This is a genomic window from Pseudoneobacillus rhizolycopersici, assembly GCF_054786815.1.
The window spans coordinates 18,735-34,503 of sequence record NZ_JBTOOE010000014.1; the positions used below are offsets into that span (position 1 = coordinate 18,735).

The window sequence follows — 15,769 nt, forward strand, 5'->3', positions numbered from 1 at the left end:
AATAGACTAACTGTCTTGACAAATAATTTGAGGAGGTGATTCTTTATGAAAAATTACCTTCACGACGAAGTGTTTTTTTCGAGTATTTATAATACCCATTTTGACAAAAATATTGATGCTTTTTTTGTAATAAATAATAAAGGAAAGTTTATTATCGTCAATGAATCTGTCTGTCGATTAACTGGTTTTTCTGAGGATGAACTATTAAAACAATCCTTCACTTCCATTGTTAATGAGGAGGATATTAAGGATGTTAAGAGTACTCTTGGTAAAATAGTAAAGGGAAAAAAAGAAACATTCAATATTAACATTGTTACTAAAGAATGTGAAAAGATTGATTTGATAATATCGGCATTTCCAGTCTTGGATGAGCAAAAGTTGATTAGGATTGCTTGCTTCGCCAAAGATAGTAAAGATGATAATAAAGATAAATTACAAGTTGAAATCTTAAGAAACCAATTTATAAATATATTAAATTCGATTGATGTTTGTTTTTGTTCCTTTACCCCTGAAACCACTCAGATTAACCCAATATCCACGAATTGCGAAAAAATATTTGGGTATGCTGTTGAGAATTTTAGAAATAAACCTTTATTTTTGCAAGAAATGATTCATCCAGATGATATAAATATATTAGAAAATATTAATCAAAAACTATTGGATGGAAAATCCGTCAAGGGTGAGTATCGGATTATAAACGCTGATAGTCAAATAAAGTGGGTACGATCAAGCACAATTCCTGTCTTCAATGATGAAAAAGAATTAATTCGAATGGATAGTATTGTGATTGATATTAGTCAACAACGAATAGCAGAAGAATCATTGAAGTTTATAGCATTTCACGACACATTAACAGAACTTCCCAATCGAAGAAAGTTTTTTTCACTGATGAAGGAAGCAATTGAGTTAGCTGAGGAAACTAAAAAGAAAATGGCAGTTTTGTTCATTGATCTTGACCATTTTAAATTAATTAATGAAACACTTGGTCATAAGACTGGAGATGGAATTTTACAAATTATTGCAAAACGTCTAGTTGATTGTTTAAGCCCAACTGATGTGGTTTCCAGGCAAAGTGGAGATGAATTTACTATCCTCCTTACAGAAATAAATGACATAATAGATGTGGAACTTGCAGCCAAAAGGTTACTTCAGACCATCACTCAGCCCTTACATTTAACCGGTCATGATTATACCTTAACAGCCAGTATTGGGATAAGTATCTACCCTGATCACACTTTGAATCCAGAAGACCTTTTGAAACAAGCAGACTATACGATGTATCTTGCGAAAAGTAATGGAAAAAATACGTTTCAATTTTATAGAAAAGAAATGACAAAGAATATTGGCAGGACTATGGAACTTGCACAAAGTTTATTGAAAGCATTGGAGAAGGATGAGTTTAGCCTTCACTACCAACCGATCATTAACGTGAAAGCACAAGAAATTGTTGGTTTAGAGGCGTTGCTACGTTGGAACCACACGAAAATTGGAAATATCTCACCGGTAGAGTTTATCCCGATTGCCGAAAATCTAGGACTTATCATTCCTATTGGAAAATGGATTATTCGAACAGCTTGTACACATGGAAAGCAGATGCATGATAAAGGGTTTACTTCCATGTATATTTCAGTCAATGTTTCTGCCAAACAATTCGAGGAAAAGCATTTTGTAAATGATTTGTTAAATATTTTAAATGAAACAGGGTTTAACCCTAACTACTTAAAAATTGAAATTACTGAAAGTACAGTTATGAAGGATTTAGAAGATTTAACAATCAAACTTCGATTATTAGAAGAATTAGGAATTGATGTTTTACTTGATGATTTTGGAACAGGGTATTCTTCCTTAAGTTATTTGAAAAGGCTTCCAATTAGAAAATTGAAGATTGACAGATCCTTCATTCAAGATATCGATGTAGATATCAATCAAGAATCAATTATTCGAACGATTGTGACAATGGCAAAAAGTTTAAGAATCGGTGTAATAGCAGAAGGAGTAGAACTTGAAAGCCAAATGTCTTTCCTAGAAGGAATCGAATGCTTTGATTTACAGGGATACCTCTTTAGTAAGCCAGTTCCTTATGAGGTAATAAACGAATTACTTCAGAAGTGGAATTGGCATAATTCCAAAAATCAGTATGAGATGCAGCTTGGAGAACCGTAGTGGTTCTTCATTTTTTTTGGAATCCTAAACTTTTAAAAAAATATGCCGATTAAACGTAATAGTTGGATTTTCTTTCATAATTTTTATCCTGTAAAGTTAATGAAAGATATTGACAAATTTGATAAAATAATAGGATAAATATGTTCTTTTAGTAATCATACTTTTAAAATAACCGAAAATACAGATAGAGTTAAGGAGGTACGTAATATGAGAATCAACGATATGAAATATGGTCTATATTCCTATCAAAATCAACAGAACCGTTCAAATATAGCTAATACACCTAAAAAACCATTAAACGTATCAGATGATGTGAAAATCTCCACACTTGGGCGGGAAATTTCACAAACAATGATGTCAGAGCAAACCCAACGGCAAAATCGGATTCAGGAATTAAAACAACAGATTGAATCAGGAACCTATAAGGTTGATAGCAGTAAGATTGCTGATAAGATGTTGGATTTCTGGAAAAGCAATTCAAAATAGGAGACTGACTAAATCATGGATTCTATAATGGCAGTTATTAATATCTTGAACCAACAGGTAGAAACTCATAAGAGATTACTCGATATAGCAAAAGAAAAAAGAACCATCCTTGTTGAAGGTCATTTAGAAAGTCTTCAAACGATTATGCTCCGTGAAGGCGAATGTGTGGAAAAAATTCAAAAGCTCGAAGAACAAAGAATGCAATTTGTACAGAAATATATTATGACCAAGGGGCTTAAGGTTTCAAATTATTCTCTTGAAGAATTGATTCAGCTTGAAATGGTTGAGCCTTTAAAAAATAGGTTACAATTCATTGCTAAACAGCTCCGAGAATTAATAGAGGACATTACTTTATTGAATGAGAGTAATCAGCAATTAATCCAAACCTCTCTTTCCTACATTCAATACTCTATCGCAATGTTCGTCCGCAAAGAACCGGCCATTGGTTACGGGCCGAATAACACCAATCGATATGCCAGTCTTTTAGATGCAAAAGTTTAAATATTAAAAGGAGGGAGAAAATATGGCTTCGACGTTTCATGGGTTAGAGGTTTCAAGAAGAGGTTTAGTTGCCCAACAAATGGCCCTAAATACTACTGGACACAATATCGCGAATGCTAACACGACCGGATATACGCGTCAACGCGTAGAAACACAGGCAAGTAAACCGATATCTGTCAATGGGTTACAATTAGGAACAGGGGTAGAAATAGCGAAAATTGTTCGTCTTAGAGAAGATTACTTGGATGTTCAAATTCGAGGGGAAAATAAAAACACTGGATATTGGGAAGCAAAAAGTGATACATTTTTAAAAATCGAAGAATTATTAAATGAACCCTCCGATACTGGACTTGCTAATTCGCTCGATCAATTTTGGGCTGGATGGCAGGAGTTAGCGAATCACCCGGAAAGCGCTTCTGCTCGAGCCGTTGTTCTTCAAAGAGGTTTAGCTGTATCCGACACGTTTAAAAACATTATGGCATCCTTAAATAATATTGAGATGGATATCAAAAATGTGATTGAAACAAAAACGAAAGAGATCAACTCTATAGCCAAGCAAATCGCAGAGGTAAATGATCAAATTGCCCGTTTAGTACCAAATAATTATCAACCAAACGATCTATATGACCAACGGGATGTCTTGATAGATCAATTATCTAAATTGACTAGTGTAAAAGTCACCCAATCAACAAATGGAATGGTTGATGTTTTAGTTGGAACGGAAAAATTAGTTTCAGGTAAAAATACGAACGAACTTACAATTGATTTTGATCCAACTACAGGATTAGTAGATCCTTCCAAAATCAAAATAGGTGGGAATACGGTTACATTAGAAGGCGGAGAACTGCTTGGCCAAATTGAATCCTTTGGTACAACAACTGGTGGAGCTGAATTGATCTTACCAAATATCAAAAAGCAAATTAATCAATTAGCAACTGGGTTTATGAATGAAGTAAACAAAATTCACCTTAGTGGGATGAATTTAAATAATATTGATGGGACATCTAATCAAAAGTACAATTTCTTTGTCGGGAATGATGCTACCGATATTAATGTTCATCCTGAAATTATTAAATCCCTGAATTGGATCGCTGCTGCGAAAGAGGAATCACCAGGAAATTCATCTTCAGGGAACGGTAAAAACGCTCAAGTGATAGCAGATATTCAATTTGGCACGATTAACTTTAATGGATCAGATTCAACCATTAGCGATTTTTATCGTAATATTATTGGAAAACTTGCTATCGATTCGCAACAATCACAACGTAATCTTGAAAACTCAGAATTGATCGTTAAACAAATCGAAGTGAGACGCCAGTCCGTATCAGGCGTATCTTTAGATGAAGAGATGACTAATATGATAAAATTTCAACAAGCATATAATGCAGCTGCCCGCGTTATTACAGCGATGGACCAATGCTTGGATAAAGTAATAAACGGTATGGGCAGAGTAGGACTGTAGGAGGTTAAACAAATGAGTCTACGAGTTACCCAAAGCATCCTCAACCAGAATTTGTTATTTAATTTACAGCGTGGAAATAGAAGTATGGAGAAATATCAGGACCAGTTATCTACCGGGAAAAAAATTAACAAACCATCTGACGATCCAGTAACAGCTGTAAGAGGAATGTTTTATCGTTCTTCGTTAAATGAAATTGATCAATATAAAAGGAATTTGGATCATGGGTTATCGTGGATGACAGCTACTGACGAAGCTCTTAATGAGGTAACAGAAGTTATGCAACGAGTGCGAGAGCTCACTGTACAGGGATTAAATGGTACAAATGATCCAGCAGCACGATCGGCGATTGCTGAAGAAATTAATCAATTAAAAGAGCATCTTGGGGAAATTTCCAATTCGCAGTTTGCGGGCAAGTATATTTTTGCTGGAACTGATTTAAAGAATCCTCCATTTCGCTCTGACTCAGCGATACAGAATTCTATTAAAGAATTCAGGAATGATAATCATGAAAAACTAGAACTGCAAGTAGGAATGTCAACAAACATCCAAATTAACGTTCGAGGTACTGATATTTTTAATAATCAGGATATTGGCGGATTGTTTAATGTGCTAACGGACATTGTTAATCATCTTTCAAGTAATAGTAGTGCCAATGGGGATTATCTTGATAAACTAGATAAACAAGTAGATAATATATTAAAGGAAAGATCTGATTTAGGTGCGCGGATGAATCGTATTGAGTTAGCGATGTCGCGAATAGATGGACTTGAGGTTTCTACTACTCGCCTTCTATCAAAAGAGGAAGATGTTGATATATCGCAAGTTATCATGAATCTTAAAGCTCAAGAAAATGTCCAACGTGCTGCACTTTCAGTGGGGGCTCGAATTATTCAACCCACATTAGTAGATTTTTTACGTTAAGTTAGTTAGGTGGATTCTATGTATCTTAAAGTAAATCAAACTATTATTGTAAGTTTAGAGATAGAGGATAGATCATTTCAGTCAATCGTGGCAGAGGTCAGTGAAAAGGAATTTAAGATTACCTTGCCGGTTGAAGGAATCGAGTTACGGAATCTACCGGCAAAAACGAAGGTCGCGGTTTTCTTTTACACAGAAGATAATCAATTCAAATGCCAAACTGAAATTTTGGGGAAGACAATGGACCAAATTCCTTTATATCGAATCCAAATGCCTCCCAAAAAAGATATTATTAAAATACAAAGAAGAGATAATTTTCGTGTGAAAAGCAATTTATCCCTTCAAATAAATGATTTGGAGCTTAGCACAATCAATATTAGTGCAGGTGGAATGCTGTTTTCATGTAGTAAAGACCAAATACATAATGTTGGAGACGTAGTATCTGGAATCCTCTTTATTCCTGGTGTAGATAATAAGATATCTAATTCCATTCCCTTTACAGGAAAAATCAAACGAATTCATTCTATCGCTGAAAGGGAAATAATGAATGTCGCATTGGAGTTTTTTGGATTGAATAACCGTGATCAACAGAGTATCGTTCAATACTGTTTCCAAAAACAGAAACAAAATCGTTTAATACAAAAAAATTTATAGCTATAACAAACCCTTCATTAAAAAGTAGGGTTTTTCTTTTGGAAAAATATTCCCTATTAGTCAAGTAGCTAAGTTTACAATTACTTTCACATTAATTTATAATAGATTTAATATTTGATGTTGAAATTTGAAACAAGTAAATGGTGAAAGAAATTTTATTGATATCCTCATAAAATACCATTCAATATCGAAATATTTATCGAAAAGAAACAAAATTAATTTGATAAATTATTTTTGATATGCGTATAATAATAATTCTGAAAAGGAGTGATTTTGGTGGCTTCCAAAAAAGTTAATCGTAAATGGACAAAAAAGGAAATTGAGGTAATGCTTCAATATATTAAGGAACGTCAGGAAGAGGGCTCCATAAATATTACAGAGTTATTAGAAGAAGTGGCGCAACTACTAAATCGTGGATATCAGTCCGTTAACTATAAATACTACGCAATTCAAAAGGAATTGAATGAACAACAGAATAAAAAACTAAAAGATTTTACCTTTATGACGATCAATCAAACTGAAGTTCCAGTAATTTCAACAGAAGTCATTCATGATAAAACTTTTGTATCAAAAATAAATTCTCCCACTACTTCAGTAAATGGAATTGATTTAATAGATATTCTTTCAGGATTAATCACAAATGTTCAACAACTTCCAGGAATTGATTTACATGTTCTTCTTAGAAGTCTGTACCAGTTAAGCAATATGGCGATTCAAAATCATGCACCAATACTCAATATAGAACATCTAACCAAATTAGAACATCAACTAGCCGTTGAGAAAAGAAAAAATGAGCAATTGCAATCAAAGCTAGCGAATATTGCAAGTGAAGTTAAGATGTTTAGCCAATTAGACGATGCAGAAAAAATTAAGGATTTAAAATCATACAATACACGGTTAAATCTAATCATCAATGATTTTGAAGAACTACGGAAATTAGGAAGCTAATTTTATGAAAATAATTGATTCGCTCCTTAACTTTGTGGCAGCCTAACCGATAACTATGAATATGAAGGAAATGTTATAAGAGAGGAGCAAAGAAATTGGCTTTTAGTAACCCTTATCAAACCTATCAAAAACAAGCAATTACAACCTCTAGGCCGGAAGACCTAACATATATGCTTTACCAGGGTTTAGTGAAATATATTCGAATCGCGAAAAGTGGATTGCAAAATAGCAATTATGAGGAAAGTAATGCTAACAATCTTCGTGCACAAGATATTCTAACGGAGTTAATTATAACGCTAAATAAAGATTACCCGATTTCAGCTTCGTTGCACTCGATGTATGATTATATGAAGCAACGTTTGATTGAGGCGAATATTAGTAAAAACTTGCAAATATTAGAAGAGGTCGAAGGTTTTGCTGCAGAATTAGTGGAAACTTGGTCCGAAGCTATGAAACAAATGAAAGTAAAAAATTGAGGCATTAATAATGATTGAATTGCTTAAGAAAATATTTCAAATCACTTTAGATTTAGAGCGGGCTATTAATGAGGAACAGTATGAAGAGTTTGAAAATTTGCTGCAAATTAGACTCGCTGCGATGAGTGAAGTGGATGAATATAAAGCAAATCATGCTGGTAAGAATTACTCAGATAATGAGAAACAAATATTGAGGGACATAGTCCAATTGAACCAAATGATTACAAAGAAAACAGAAGAGCTTCATAACCAAATACAGCAATCTATGAATAAAGTTAATGCAGATAAACAATTATATAAGTACAAACCGTATTTCAAACAAACTAGTGGAATTTTTGTGGATGAAATATTAGGTAAAAAAAGGTAGGAGTCAAGTTACTTCTACCTATTTTTGTATTTCGTGAACACGAATAAATGGTGATATTTGAATTTAAATATTGCGTAATCACGAAATAGGTTTTCGGTTAATTTTTGAAATTTATCAGATACAATATCTCTAGAAATATTTGTAGAATTATGTCGGCTTCTCCGGAAGAGAGGAAGTTTCACTTGAATAAACATTCAAATATATCTTTCAATCAAAATAAAACAAAACTATATAACTTTTTTGAATACCAAAACAGGAAGCCCTTCTTTAAGAATCAAATGCATATAACAGTAGGAAATCCCATTAATGAAACGTATTTTTTGGTGAAAAATGTCGTATTTAGGGACAAGCAAATCCTTGTACTGCAAAGAGAAAAAGGTTCAAATACAGTCATTTTAGTAGAAGCAAAGATTGTAAACGGGAAACTAGCTTATATCTCAAAGCTTCAGGATGACTTTTTTGGTGATGTAAGTCAGATGTTAATCGGGAATATCTAAGGGCTACAGGGTTGAATAATAGCGTCGATCACGTACATGCGCGGTCCGCGCTTTTTTTATGACTTGTCATTATTTGGATTATTTTCGTTAAGATAGAGTAAAAGGGTGAATGAATATGAGTATCGGTGATGAATGGTTTATTAAATCAATGATTGTGAATACGCTTTATCGAACGGAGAAACAACAATTTCCTCAGTCAAAATCAGTTGAACAGGAATTAAATAATAAGAATTTCTCCACCATTATTAACCAATTATTATCTGAAAATAATATGCAATTAATGCTTCCAACCTTACCCATCGCTATTAATTCCAATATTAATCTAAATGGAGAAATACAATCAATTCGTTTTCAATCTATAAGTGCTGAACAGTTGAATCAAAGTTTAGATGGCAAACTGAAAGGAATGGGTGAAATATTCCTCCGTGAGGGGAAACGTTTTAATATCGATCCTGCGCTATTGGTGGCAATAGCTAAGCACGAGACAGGGAATGGTCATTCAAATGCTGCTCATGAAAAAAACAACATTGCCGGGATGATGGGTTCGAATGGTTTAAAGACATACGAATCTGTCGAAGCAAGTATCATCGATATGACCCGGAATCTAAGTAAAAATTATTTGGATATAGGACTAACTAGTATTCAAAAAATCGGAGCCAAGTATGCACCTATCGGAGCAAACAATGATCCAACTGGACTTAACAATCATTGGGTTAATGGGGTTACCAAATACTATGATCAATTAAGAGGGTAAAATTATCCAATTATACCAATAGTTGTTTTCGACAATATCTACCAATCTGTGTCAATATCAAAAATATTGTAGAAATATGTCTTCTGGTTGTAGTATTCTATAAAAAACTAACTCGTTTTGATGTCTAATCGAATTTCTATCAAAAAGTCAAATTTAGGTGGAAGGAGTGAAGAGTTTGAGCCAAGTAAATCTTTTACATGCAGCGCTAAATGCATCAAGCTTGCGCCAAGATGTTATTTCAAATAACATCTCCAATGCTGAAACACCTGGATATAAATCGAAACAAGTCGTGTTTGAAGAGATACTTAAACAACATGTAACTAATCAAATGAGCTTTAAGGGTATTCGAACAGATTCACGTCATTTACAAATTGGTAGACAAATGGATCTGCCTTCACCTCAAACTGTGGAATTAACTGAAACAGTTGTCCAAAACAGTGGAAACAATGTTGATATTGAAGAAGAAATGACCCGGTTAAGCAAGAATGCTTTATGGTATTACACATTAACTCAGCAACTTAATAGTGAGTTTCAAAAATTGTCGATAGCCATTAAAGGAAGGGTATGATACATATGTTTAATTCCTTAAATATTAGTGCTTCCGCTTTATCAGCCCAAAGGCTAAGAATGGATGTCATATCTTCAAATATTGCCAATGCTTCCTCGACAAGAGGTACATATATAGACGGAAAATGGGAACCATACCGACGCAAGATGGTCATGATGGAACCAAGAGAAAAATCATTTGAACAGGTGTTACAAGGCGAAATGCAAAAACAATCCGATTCATCGTCTAAGTTAATGGGGGTGAGGGTAACAGGTGTTGTGAATGATGTCTCTCCTTTTAAAATGGTTTTTGAGCCTACACATCCTGATGCAAATGCAGAAGGGTTTGTAATGATGCCTAATGTAGATTTGTCAAAAGAAATGGTAGATTTACTTTCGGCATCAAAAGCATATGAGGCAAATGTAACAGCGTTTAATACAGGTAAATCCATCATGTTAAAAGCATTAGAAATTGGGCGTTAGGAGGATTTTAATTGGACATTTCACGGGTCGGTAGTGATTTTATCAAAATCAATCAAAATACCTTTCAAAAAACATCAATTGAGCCTATATCTAAGGACTCATTTGCTGGTGTTTTAAAAGGATACTTGCAAAATGTAGATACAACGATCAAACAATCCTCAGAATTAACTAATAAGTTGGCAACTGGGGAAATCAATAATATACATGATGTGACGATTGCGGCACAAAATGCGAAGGTGGCTTTAGAGCTTACTGTTACGGTAAGAGATAAGGCAGTTGAAGCTTACAATGAAATTATGAGAATGCAATTGTAACTGTAAATATGTTAGAAAGCTGGGCATGGTGAAAAATGAATCGATCATGGATAGATCAAACCAAACAAACTAAAGACCTCTTTGCCAAATATTGGAGTGCCCGTAGTTCGAAACAGAAGGGACTAATAATTGGTACATTCCTTTTCCTTTTCGTTACTTTTTCTACCTTTATTTTTTTTGCATCTCGTCCACAGTACGTTCCGTTGTACACAGGACAATTAACCCAGCGTGAAGTTGGAGATATTAAGGCGGAGTTGGATAAGCAGGGGTATTCAAATTACCAACTATCGGAAAATGGAACGATGCTAAATGTTCCTCGTAAAGATGCTCCTGATCTTTTAGTGAGCCTTGCCGCAGCAGGATATCCAAAAGACAATAAAATTAATTACGATATTTTTAGTAATAATCTTACTTTTGGGGCTACTGATCGGCAATATGACATTCTTGAGCGAGAAGCAATGCAGAATAAGTTAGCAGATGTTCTTGAAAATGTAGACGGGATCAAAAATGCCGAGGTTATTTTAACATTGCCTAAGGAATCGGTATTTATTCGGCAAGAAGATGACCAACAAGCAAGTGCATCTGTTTTCGTTGATGTGGAACCGGGAGTACAACTAAACAATCAACAAATTAGAGCCCTATATACCTTAGTTTCACGCGGCGTACCAAAACTTCCAATCGAAAATATAACGATTGTTAATCAATATAGTGAACCTTTAGCCTTGGTAGATTCTCAATCAGGGGATAATTCGGTCGAAAAATATGATGAACAACGGAAGATTCAACAAAATGTTCAACGCGATATTCAACAAAGTATTCAAAGTTTACTTGGCACAATCCTAGGTACTAATAAAGTATATGTTCATACGTTTGTTCGATTAAATTTTGATAAAATCAAAACGCAAGAAAATATTGTACAGCCAACAGGCGAAAAAAATAATGGTTTGCCAGTTAGCTCCGAAAAAGTGTCAAAATCCTTCAGTGGAGAAGGCGGAGGCGCAGGAGGAGTTGTGGGTACTGGTCCAAATGATGTTCCTGGATATGTCGGGACAAATTCAGGTGGGGAAAGTAACTATGAAGAAGTACAGGAACGCGTAAACTACGAGGTAAACAGGATTAATAATGAAATTACGAAAAGCCCGTATCAGATTGAAGATATTACGATTAACGTTGGCGTAGAACCACCTAGTTCAGATGAGACAAACTCCTTATCAAAAGAAGCGGAAGAAAATATCCGAAATATTGTTGCCAATACGGTTCGAACGGCACTTGGTCATCCGGAATTATCCGATGAAGAAGTAAATCAGCGAATTACTATCTTTAAACACACATTTGCTGAAAATACACCTAGTGAAAGTAAAATTGCGAACAATAATTGGATGTATATAGGAGGTATGGTGGCTGCTGCAGTCGTTCTTCTTGGGCTGATTATAGCTTTCGCACTTCGCAGAAGATCAAACCATGTAGAAATAGAAGAAATTGCTGCAACTCATTCTCAACCGGCAATTGAAGAAGTAGATTACTTTGCAGAAGAGGATATGGGAATAGAAAGTCAGTTGAAAAAATTACTGGACCAAAGGCCTCAAGATTTTACAAACGTGATTAAAACTTGGCTTCATGAAGAGGAGGCATAACAGCTCATGGCTACGTATCTAAGATTGAATGGAAAACAAAAAGCAGCCATTTTGCTGATATCGATGGGGAAAGATACTTCCTCTAAAGTTTTTAAACATTTAACGGAAGAAGAAATTGATCAGCTTACCTTGAGTATCGCCAATATACGCAAGGTGGATGCAAAGGAAAAAGAAGAAGTTTTAAGAGAGTTTCATGAAATGTGCATCGCCCAGGATTATATTAGCACCGGTGGGATTTCATATGCACAAGAGGTTCTCGAATCTGCTATGGGTAAAGATAAGGCTAAACAAATTATCCAAAGACTAACAGCGCAACTTCAAATGAAACCATTTGATTTTGCTCGACGTGTTGATGCGATGCAAATATATAGTTTCTTACAAAACGAGCATCCTCAGACAATAGCGCTGGTCTTAGCTCATTTAGAACCGGAGCAAGGCTCACAAATTCTTGCCTCGCTTCCTACTGATCTTCAATCTGATGTTGCAAGAAGGATAGCGTTACTTGAACAAACTTCTCCAGAAGTAATTAAAGAAGTTGAAAATATCTTAGAACAAAAACTGGCTACTACAATCCGCAATGAATATAGCGTGGTCGGAGGAATCGAATCGATTGTCACCCTATTGAATGGAGTCGATCGAAGTACGGAAAGAAGTATCTTAGAGCAGCTTAGCTTGAATGACAAAGATTTAGTGGAAGAAATCAAAAAGAGAATGTTTGTGTTTGAGGACATCATTGGTCTTGATAAACGAGCGATTCAAAGGATTATTCAAGAGGTTGATAATCAGGATTTAGTACTTGCCTTAAAGGCTGCAAGCCCAGAGGTGAAAAGGACTATTATGGAAAATATGTCGAAACGGATGGCAGAATCATTCGAAGAGGAAATGCAATATACTGGCCCTGTTCGAATTAGGGATGTAGAAGAAGCACAAGGCAGAATTGTCTCCATTATTCGCCGACTAGAAGATACCGGTGAAGTAGTGATTGCAAGAGGTGGTTCGGATGACCTATTACTCTAAAGTATTTAAGGCTTCTCACCTTTCTGTTGTAAAAGATGTAAAAGTCATTTCGCAGACACAAGTTCCAAGTCAAATTCAAAATATTGGAACTGATCAACCTATCCAGCCAGTTATTGATTTGGCAAAAGAAAAAGAAGTGGCTCATCAAATCATCCAAGAAGCACAGTTAAAGGCTCGGGAGATCATCAAAGAGGCTGAGCAAAGGGCTAGCCTTATTATTGATGATACAGAAGAAAAGGCTTCGATGTGGTGGAAAGAAAATGAACAAAGGTTAGAGAACCTTTCACAAGAGGCTAAGGACAAAGGTTTCCAGGAAGGGCTGAACATTGGTAAAAAAGAGGCAGAGGAAAAAATAAATCAAGAATATAAACAAAAAATAGAAGAAGTCCAAGCTTTATTGGAACATGCCTACAAACAGAAAGAAACAATCATATTAGAGGCAGAGCCATTTTTACTTGAATTGAGTTATGCGATTTCTTCACAAATCATAAAACAGGAATTAGAAAGTTACCCGGACAAATTTATGGAACTCATAAAACAGCATATTCTCCGTTTCAAGGAGAAAGAATTTATTACTGTGTGTGTGCATCCAGAGGATTTCGATTTTATTCAATCGCAACGGGCACTATTACTTGCTGTTGTGAATGGTGAAACGGAAATCAAAATCATACCAGATCATTCTGTTTCACCAAAAGGCTGTATCATACGGACAGCCTATGGGAGTATCGATGCTCGGATTGATACTCAAATCGAGGAGATTAAAAAAGTGATACAAGAAGCCAGGAGGGTTCCTGAAGGTGAAGTTTTCAGCTGAACATTATATTAAATTGATTCGGAATTGCGATCCAGTTCGAGTAAACGGGAAAATAACGCAAATAATTGGGCTAACAATTGAGTCACAAGGCCCAGATGTTCGAATTGGAGAACTGTGTTATATTTACCCAACGAACTCGTCAACCCCTATTCAGGCAGAGGTTGTTGGAATCAAGGAAAATAAAGTTTTGTTGATGCCTTTAGGGGAAGTGAGGGAGATTGGGCCAGGTTGTGATGTGGTTGCAACTGGGAAACCGATTACGGTAAAAGCAGGGAATCAATTACTAGGTAGAATATTAGATGGATTAGGTCAGCCGATGGACGGGAAGCCACTTCCACTAGGTCTAGAGGAAGTTCCAACCTATACTCAGCCTCCTAACCCACTTACTAGACCTCGTATTCATTCCCCTCTTGGGGTAGGAGTTCGAACGATCGATGGATTGCTTACAATGGGGAAAGGGCAAAGAATTGGAATATTTGCTGGTAGTGGTGTTGGAAAGAGTACGCTTCTTGGAATGATCTCAAGAAAATCAACTGCCGACGTTAACGTGATTGCTCTGATTGGAGAGCGTGGGCGTGAGGTATTAGATTTTATAGAGCAAAATTTAGGTGAAGAAGGTTTGAAAAAATCTGTCCTAATCGTTGCAACTTCTGATCAGCCAGCGCTTATTCGAATTAAAGGGGCATTAACTGCCACATCAATTGCTGAGTATTTTCGCAATCAAGGAAAGGATGTATTGCTTGTAATGGATTCTGTTACACGGTTTGCGATGGCAGGTCGTGAAATCGGACTAGCAATTGGTGAACCGCCTACAACAAAAGGATATACACCATCAGTATTTGCCATGTTACCTCAATTACTAGAACGTTCCGGAACAGGACCAGTTGGGTCGATATCCGCCATTTATACAGTACTTGTTGATGGTGACGATATGAATGAACCTATTGCTGATGCAGTCAGAGGTATTTTAGATGGACATATCGTGCTAAATCGTGCTATTGCAGGTAAAGGCATATTCCCTGCTATTGATGTACTAAATAGTGCTAGCCGGGTCATGACCGATATTACTTCCGAAGAACATCAAATTGCCGCCCGTAACTTTAAACGATTACTGGCTGCCTATAAAGAAGCAGAGGATTTAATTAATATTGGAGCCTATAAAAAAGGTTCGAATCGGGATATTGACATGGCGGTAAGGCTTAAAGGACAAATGGATAGCTTTTTGCACCAAGGTATTTTTGAACCATCTGAATATGAAGAGGCTACTTCTTTTATCATTTCACAATTTGGAGCGATCATGAGATGAAATTTAATTTTTCTTTTCAAAAAGTTCTTGATTTCAAAGAAAAAGAGAAAGAAATCGCAGAGCAAGAATATGGCATGGCCAAGATTCAACAACAAGAGCTAGAAGAGCAACTTGGGAATTTGGAAAATGAGAAAAACCAGTTCTTTGCTCATTACGATCACGTTCATCAGAAGTCGATTTTAGAAATTTTAGACGCCCAAACAGGAATTGATTATCTAAATCATCAAATTAAACAACTAGAATCTAAGTCGCATCAAATTCAGCAGGAAGTTGACCAAAAATACGATGTTCTGATTGAAAAGACACAGGAATCGAAAATGTGGAATCAATGGAAGGAAAAGTCGAAAGATATCTTTCAGAAACAACTACTTCAAAAGGAACAAGCCATGTTGGATGAAATGGCAGTGATTAGGTACTTCCGTAAGTAAT

Annotated in this window: 19 protein-coding genes; all 19 read left to right on the forward strand. The window is 35.5% G+C overall.

Translation table 11 applies throughout. From position 1 onward, the window contains the following. Window positions 1-45: 45 nt before the first annotated feature. Entirely contained in the window at window positions 46-2,163 is a 2,118-nt protein-coding gene (locus ACX9YW_RS14450) for an EAL domain-containing protein (protein WP_460347573.1), read from the forward strand. A 207-nt stretch (window positions 2,164-2,370) separates the two neighbouring features. After that, a complete protein-coding gene (gene flgM, locus ACX9YW_RS14455; RefSeq protein WP_460347575.1) occupies window positions 2,371-2,649 on the forward strand; it encodes a flagellar biosynthesis anti-sigma factor FlgM in 279 nt (92 codons plus the stop codon). Between the two features lie 15 nt (window positions 2,650-2,664). After that, window positions 2,665-3,150 (forward strand): flagellar protein FlgN, encoded by a 486-nt coding sequence (locus tag ACX9YW_RS14460; protein WP_460347577.1) that lies wholly within the window; start codon window positions 2,665-2,667, stop codon window positions 3,148-3,150. A 22-nt stretch (window positions 3,151-3,172) separates the two neighbouring features. After that, on the forward strand, window positions 3,173-4,612 hold the full coding sequence (flgK, locus tag ACX9YW_RS14465) for a flagellar hook-associated protein FlgK (RefSeq protein ID WP_460347579.1): 1,440 nt from the start codon (window positions 3,173-3,175) through the stop codon (window positions 4,610-4,612). A gap of 12 nt (window positions 4,613-4,624) precedes the next feature. Beyond that, on the forward strand, window positions 4,625-5,533 hold the full coding sequence (gene flgL, locus ACX9YW_RS14470) for a flagellar hook-associated protein FlgL (RefSeq protein WP_460347581.1): 909 nt from the start codon (window positions 4,625-4,627) through the stop codon (window positions 5,531-5,533). A gap of 18 nt (window positions 5,534-5,551) precedes the next feature. Continuing rightward, complete coding sequence (locus tag ACX9YW_RS14475; RefSeq protein ID WP_460347583.1) at window positions 5,552-6,184, forward strand: flagellar brake protein; 633 nt, start codon at window positions 5,552-5,554, stop codon at window positions 6,182-6,184. 276 nt (window positions 6,185-6,460) lie between these two features. Beyond that, complete coding sequence (locus ACX9YW_RS14480) at window positions 6,461-7,132, forward strand: hypothetical protein (RefSeq protein ID WP_460347585.1); 672 nt, start codon at window positions 6,461-6,463, stop codon at window positions 7,130-7,132. Between the two features lie 95 nt (window positions 7,133-7,227). Continuing rightward, window positions 7,228-7,608: a flagellar export chaperone FliS gene (fliS, locus tag ACX9YW_RS14485; protein ID WP_460347587.1), complete on the forward strand. Its 381-nt coding sequence runs from the start codon at window positions 7,228-7,230 to the stop codon at window positions 7,606-7,608. A 10-nt stretch (window positions 7,609-7,618) separates the two neighbouring features. Continuing rightward, a complete protein-coding gene (fliT, locus tag ACX9YW_RS14490) occupies window positions 7,619-7,975 on the forward strand; it encodes a flagellar protein FliT (RefSeq protein ID WP_460347589.1) in 357 nt (118 codons plus the stop codon). 182 nt (window positions 7,976-8,157) lie between these two features. Next, window positions 8,158-8,472, forward strand: a complete 315-nt coding sequence (locus tag ACX9YW_RS14495; protein ID WP_460347590.1) for a hypothetical protein — start codon at window positions 8,158-8,160, stop codon at window positions 8,470-8,472. Between the two features lie 115 nt (window positions 8,473-8,587). Beyond that, window positions 8,588-9,226, forward strand: coding sequence for a glucosaminidase domain-containing protein (locus tag ACX9YW_RS14500; RefSeq protein WP_460347591.1), 639 nt, complete (start codon window positions 8,588-8,590; stop codon window positions 9,224-9,226). 175 nt (window positions 9,227-9,401) lie between these two features. Continuing rightward, window positions 9,402-9,794 carry a flagellar basal body rod protein FlgB gene (flgB, locus tag ACX9YW_RS14505; RefSeq protein WP_460347593.1) on the forward strand — a complete coding sequence of 131 codons (393 nt, stop codon included), beginning with the start codon at window positions 9,402-9,404 and terminating at the stop codon, window positions 9,792-9,794. Then, window positions 9,794-10,255 carry a flagellar basal body rod protein FlgC gene (gene flgC / locus ACX9YW_RS14510; RefSeq protein WP_460347744.1) on the forward strand — a complete coding sequence of 154 codons (462 nt, stop codon included), beginning with the start codon at window positions 9,794-9,796 and terminating at the stop codon, window positions 10,253-10,255. The genes flgB and flgC overlap by 1 nt, the downstream gene beginning before the upstream one ends. A gap of 11 nt (window positions 10,256-10,266) precedes the next feature. Next, a complete protein-coding gene (fliE, locus tag ACX9YW_RS14515) occupies window positions 10,267-10,569 on the forward strand; it encodes a flagellar hook-basal body complex protein FliE (RefSeq protein ID WP_460347595.1) in 303 nt (100 codons plus the stop codon). Between the two features lie 35 nt (window positions 10,570-10,604). Beyond that, window positions 10,605-12,203 (forward strand): flagellar basal-body MS-ring/collar protein FliF, encoded by a 1,599-nt coding sequence (gene fliF / locus ACX9YW_RS14520; protein WP_460347597.1) that lies wholly within the window; start codon window positions 10,605-10,607, stop codon window positions 12,201-12,203. A 6-nt stretch (window positions 12,204-12,209) separates the two neighbouring features. Further along, window positions 12,210-13,220 carry a flagellar motor switch protein FliG gene (gene fliG, locus ACX9YW_RS14525; protein WP_460347599.1) on the forward strand — a complete coding sequence of 337 codons (1,011 nt, stop codon included), beginning with the start codon at window positions 12,210-12,212 and terminating at the stop codon, window positions 13,218-13,220. Beyond that, window positions 13,204-14,034, forward strand: coding sequence for a FliH/SctL family protein (locus ACX9YW_RS14530; RefSeq protein WP_460347601.1), 831 nt, complete (start codon window positions 13,204-13,206; stop codon window positions 14,032-14,034). The genes fliG and ACX9YW_RS14530 overlap by 17 nt, the downstream gene beginning before the upstream one ends. Then, a complete protein-coding gene (gene fliI / locus ACX9YW_RS14535) occupies window positions 14,018-15,340 on the forward strand; it encodes a flagellar protein export ATPase FliI (protein WP_460347603.1) in 1,323 nt (440 codons plus the stop codon). Before ACX9YW_RS14530 ends, fliI begins: the two co-directional genes overlap by 17 nt. Continuing rightward, a complete protein-coding gene (gene fliJ / locus ACX9YW_RS14540; RefSeq protein ID WP_460347605.1) occupies window positions 15,337-15,768 on the forward strand; it encodes a flagellar export protein FliJ in 432 nt (143 codons plus the stop codon). Before fliI ends, fliJ begins: the two co-directional genes overlap by 4 nt. Window position 15,769: the final 1 nt, after the last annotated feature.

What these genes read in the sequence shown, in the direction of transcription:
- ACX9YW_RS14450 (WP_460347573.1), top strand. Translation starts at nt 46, where the DNA reads ATGAAAAATTACCTTCACGACGAAGTGTTTTTTTCGAGTATTTATAAT.
- flgM (WP_460347575.1), top strand. Translation starts at nt 2,371, where the DNA reads ATGAGAATCAACGATATGAAATATGGTCTATATTCCTATCAAAATCAA.
- ACX9YW_RS14460 (WP_460347577.1), top strand. Translation starts at nt 2,665, where the DNA reads ATGGATTCTATAATGGCAGTTATTAATATCTTGAACCAACAGGTAGAA.
- flgK (WP_460347579.1), top strand. Translation starts at nt 3,173, where the DNA reads ATGGCTTCGACGTTTCATGGGTTAGAGGTTTCAAGAAGAGGTTTAGTT.
- flgL (WP_460347581.1), top strand. Translation starts at nt 4,625, where the DNA reads ATGAGTCTACGAGTTACCCAAAGCATCCTCAACCAGAATTTGTTATTT.
- ACX9YW_RS14475 (WP_460347583.1), top strand. Translation starts at nt 5,552, where the DNA reads ATGTATCTTAAAGTAAATCAAACTATTATTGTAAGTTTAGAGATAGAG.
- fliT (WP_460347589.1), top strand. Translation starts at nt 7,619, where the DNA reads ATGATTGAATTGCTTAAGAAAATATTTCAAATCACTTTAGATTTAGAG.
- ACX9YW_RS14500 (WP_460347591.1), top strand. Translation starts at nt 8,588, where the DNA reads ATGAGTATCGGTGATGAATGGTTTATTAAATCAATGATTGTGAATACG.
- fliF (WP_460347597.1), top strand. Translation starts at nt 10,605, where the DNA reads ATGAATCGATCATGGATAGATCAAACCAAACAAACTAAAGACCTCTTT.
- fliG (WP_460347599.1), top strand. Translation starts at nt 12,210, where the DNA reads ATGGCTACGTATCTAAGATTGAATGGAAAACAAAAAGCAGCCATTTTG.
- ACX9YW_RS14530 (WP_460347601.1), top strand. Translation starts at nt 13,204, where the DNA reads ATGACCTATTACTCTAAAGTATTTAAGGCTTCTCACCTTTCTGTTGTA.
- fliJ (WP_460347605.1), top strand. Translation starts at nt 15,337, where the DNA reads ATGAAATTTAATTTTTCTTTTCAAAAAGTTCTTGATTTCAAAGAAAAA.